3 protein-coding genes are annotated in these 3947 nt (G+C 64.1%); all 3 read right to left on the bottom strand.

What is annotated here, in order from left to right; translation table 11 throughout:
* Window positions 1-668 precede the first annotated feature (668 nt).
* Window positions 669-2234, bottom strand: a complete 1566-nt coding sequence (locus tag VIQ49_RS06200; protein ID WP_331882089.1) for an AMP-binding protein — start codon at window positions 2232-2234, stop codon at window positions 669-671.
* Window positions 2235-2251: 17 nt separating this feature from the next.
* Complete coding sequence (locus VIQ49_RS06195) at window positions 2252-3223, bottom strand: nitronate monooxygenase (RefSeq protein ID WP_331882086.1); 972 nt, start codon at window positions 3221-3223, stop codon at window positions 2252-2254.
* Window positions 3220-3947, bottom strand: a 728-nt coding sequence (locus tag VIQ49_RS06190) for a zinc-binding dehydrogenase (RefSeq protein ID WP_331882083.1), incomplete at its 5' end; no start/stop codon positions are given. The genes VIQ49_RS06195 and VIQ49_RS06190, both read right to left, overlap by 4 nt.

Here is a 3947-nt window from a genome sequence, read left to right as displayed (position 1 = left end):
ATTCTCGAAATTTTTGAAGGCGCCAACGAATTACAGCAGTGGATCATTGCGCGCACCGTCATCGGCCGCGATGTGACGGGTTGACAACCCACCCACCAACCTCCCGCCCGCCGATGTCTATCTCGGCGGGCGGGACATCCCATCAGTTCACACCTCAGACACGAATGGTTGAGCGTGACAGTCCAAATGTGGTGGGTGGGTTGTTCCCTCTGGACGTCGTTCGCCCCGAAGGTCAAACGGTACTGTCGCGTTGTTGAGCTTGCGGCAACTGAGGACATCCGGCGGGGTGAGCACTGCTTTCCGTCGCACAAGGTCACCACTACCGGGGGCGAGATCATCAGCCACTGCGTGTGCTTGCATGTCCGGCCCCGCTCGGCTTCTCGTGAAAGTCGAGGAACTCATGCTCGAACGTGGGGGGCGAGGTCAGCTACGAGACTATCCGCGGTGGTGTGCCAAGTTCGGACAAACTTACGCCGACGGGCTGCGCGGACGGCGATCGCGGCCCGGTGACACATGGCACCTCGGCGAGGCTTCATTTGCGTCAACGGTAGCCAGCATTACCAGTGACGTGCGGTCGACCAGCACAGCACCGTGCTCGACGTGCTGGTCCAACTCCACCGAAACCGCAACGCCGCCATACGACTGTCCCGCAAGCTGCTCAAAGAGCGCTAGTGGACGAGGCGATCCTGGTCTGCCCAGTAGGGCGCTTTGAGATTCTTCTTGTCGATCTTCCCGGTCGTGGTCAGAGGCAGTGAATCGACGAATTTCACGGTCTTCGGCGCCCACACACTGCCCTTGTGTTCCTTGACCAGCGCGATGAGTTCATCGGCGGTAGCGGACTGGGTGGCCGCCTGCACGACGATTGCCTTCACCGCCTCACCCCATTTCTCGTCGGGGACACCAATGACGGCGCATTGGGCGACGGCCGGGTGTTGGAGCAACACGTCCTCGATCTGACGAGGGAAGACGTTGAATCCTCCGGTCACGACCATGTCCTTCTTCCGGTCGACGATGAAGACGTATCCGTCGTCGTCGATGTAACCGATATCGCCGGTGTGCACCCAACCGTCGCGGATGGTCTCATGGTCGCGAGTGGAGTCGACGTAGCCGACCATCTGGCCGGCTTGGCGGGAGCAGATCTCACCGATTTCACCGCTTGCGAGGATGTTGTCTTGCTCGTCCTGGACCGAGAGTGTCACATGCGACATGGCGCGGCCTGCCGAACCCAGCCGATGTGCGGTGGCGGGGTTGGAGATGTCGTGATCTTCCTTGGTCAGACAGGTCATGAATGTCGGTTCGGTGCCTGCATACGTCTGGGAGAAGACCTGGCCGAATGCCGTGACAGCTTCACGCAACCGGTCGGGAGCCATCGGGGAACCGGCGTAGACGATGGTCCGCAGCGAGGACAAGTCGACGGAGTTGCGTCGAGGATGCGCGAGCATCATGTAGAGCACGGTGGGGACCAGGGCAGTGGCGGTGACTCGGTAGCGCTCGACGGCGTCGAAGATCAGGTCTACGTCCAGTCCGTGGAGCATGACCACGGTGCCGCCCTTCAGGAAGGTGGGGAGCACGAAGATCTGCGCGAAATGCGTCAGGGGAGCTCCCAACGCGAACACCTCGCCCGCTCGCACGTCGCCGATCTCCGATCCGGCGGGGATGTGCATGTGGACGGTGCTTTCGTGGGAGTTGCGCACCGCCTTGGGGGCGCCTGTGCTCCCGGAGGTGAAGGCGATGCTGGCCAGGTCCTCCGGCCGCACCGGGACCCGGGGGGCCTGCGCCGACTGTGCATCGAAGGCGGCCGCGTAGTCGATGTCGGCGGAAGGAGTGGCGGTGGGCGCGAGCCGAATGTAGCGGCGCACCGCCGGACACTGCTTCCGAAGCTGCTCGACGACATCGTCGAACTCCGCGTGGTAAATCAGCGTTGTCGCGTCGGCGCTGTTAAGGAAGTGGATCTGATCGCCGGCCGAAGCGCGTGCGGGCATCTGCACCATGACCGCACCGGCCTTCCACAGGCCATGCTGAGTCGGGATGAACTCCAGGCAATTCGGCATGAGCATGCCGATGACCTCCCCGGGCCTGACACCCAGGGCGATAAGTCCGTTGGCGACGCGATTGGTGAACTCACCGAGTTCGCTGTACGTCAGTTGCCTGTCGCCGTCAATGATGGCGACCTTCTTCCGATAGTACCGGCAAGCGCGATCGAGCGGTTCGTACGTGAGATTCCAAAGCCGCATGTCGGACACGTGGGCTCCTAAACGGTAGAGGGGAGGGAGTGGGTGAGGAATGCGCGGGTCTCGTCGGCGGCCCGCTGGTACTCGGCGCGAAGGGTGTCGACGACCACGGCTAATCCGGTGATCGCGGTGACGGCTGCCACGGCGTGCCCGGCGCTCCACGCGAACGGTTCGGTGCTGGTCAGGACGTCGTGGCTGAAGCCCGTAGATGCTGACCGACCCGAGTTGTCATCGAAATGTTCCTCGATCCACGTCGCCAGCACGCTGGACCGAAGGCCGCTGACTGCGGTGGTGAGACGGACATCGTCGAGGTCGGCGTTCACCACTGCCGCTTGGTAGTCCGCGTCGGCGCGGCTCTCTCGGGTGGCCAGAAAGCGGGTGCCGAGGTAGGCCAGGTCGGCGCCGGCGACCTGGGCGGCCAAGATCGATCGGCCGTCGGCGATGCCACCGGCCAGGGCGACTACCCCGTCGAACTGCTGCCGGACCGCTCGGACGAACGCGAAGGGATTAGCCGTTCCGGTCTGCCCACCGGCGCCGGCCGTGAGTAGGACCAATCCGTCGACACCGGCTCGTGCAGCACGTTGGGCGTGCCGCATGGTCGCTACGTCGGCGAGGACGGCGATCCCGGCCCGTTGTAGGGGTTCTATGATCACGTCGGGGGCGCCGACGCTGGCAATCACCGCGCCGATGCGATGGGCTGCGAGGCATTCGATATCGGCGGCGAGTCGTCGATTGGAACGATGCACGACGATGTTCGGCATCACCAACCGTGATCGTTCGCCGAGTTCGGCTTCGAGGTCGGTGAGCAGTGTGTCCAGGTGCGCGGTGCTCGGCGCATTGTGCGCCGGGATCGATCCGATGATGCCGGCCGTGCACGCGGCACCGACGATCTCGGGTCCGGAGACTCGAGTCATCGGTGCCGCGACCACCGGTAGCGTCAGGGAAGTGACGATGTCGGCGAGGGCCGTTCGGGTGGGGGTCATATCGCTCATAGATCGATGAGGATCTTCATCGCGCGGCCTGTGCGCAGCAGGTCCAGCGAATCCACCAGGCCGTCGAGTGGCCGATGCTCCACCCAGCCGTCGGTGCTGTACCAGCCCCCGGCCATGTTTTCGATGACCTGAGCGAACTCGTCGTCGGTATAGGTCATCGACGAGGTGACGGTGTACTCGCCGGCCAGGAGCGCAGTGGGATTGAAATCGAATGCCTTCTCGTGGACTCCGACGACCATCAGCGTGCCGCGCGGCGCCAGCACAGACAGCCCCTGATTGAACGCCGCAGGGACACCAGCGGCATCGAAGACCACCGCCGCACCGCGACCGCCGCTGAGCCTATCGACCGTTTCACGCAGATTCTGGGTTGTCGGGTCGATGATGTGCTGCGCACCCAGTGCCGCCATCGCCTCTCGGCGATGCGCCGACGGGTCGGAGACGATCAGCCGCTCGATGTTGCTGGCGCGCAGCGCGAACCAGACTCCAATGCCGATCGGACCGGAGCCGAGTACGACGACGGTGTCGTCCGTGTTGAGTGGTACGCGGTTGACTGCATGCTGGGCAACGGCCATCGGTTCTACCAGGGCCCCCGACTCCAGTGACACCGAGTCGGGCAGGCGGTGCGCCATGTCCTGCTCGACGACGGTGAATTCCGACAGCCCACCGCCGTGGGCGCTGCCGCCGTGGAAGGCCAGCATCTCGCAGATGTTCGATGCAGTGGCGG

Source organism: Williamsia sp., assembly GCF_036566845.1.
Classification (GTDB): Bacteria; Actinomycetota; Actinomycetes; order Mycobacteriales; family Mycobacteriaceae; genus Williamsia.
The sequence above is the reverse complement of the archived record's forward strand: the minus strand, read 5'-3'. Positions and strand labels throughout refer to the sequence as shown.

What these genes read in the sequence shown, in the direction of transcription:
- VIQ49_RS06195 (WP_331882086.1), bottom strand. Translation starts at nt 3,223, where the DNA reads ATGAGCGATATGACCCCCACCCGAACGGCCCTCGCCGACATCGTCACT.
- VIQ49_RS06200 (WP_331882089.1), bottom strand. Translation starts at nt 2,234, where the DNA reads ATGCGGCTTTGGAATCTCACGTACGAACCGCTCGATCGCGCTTGCCGG.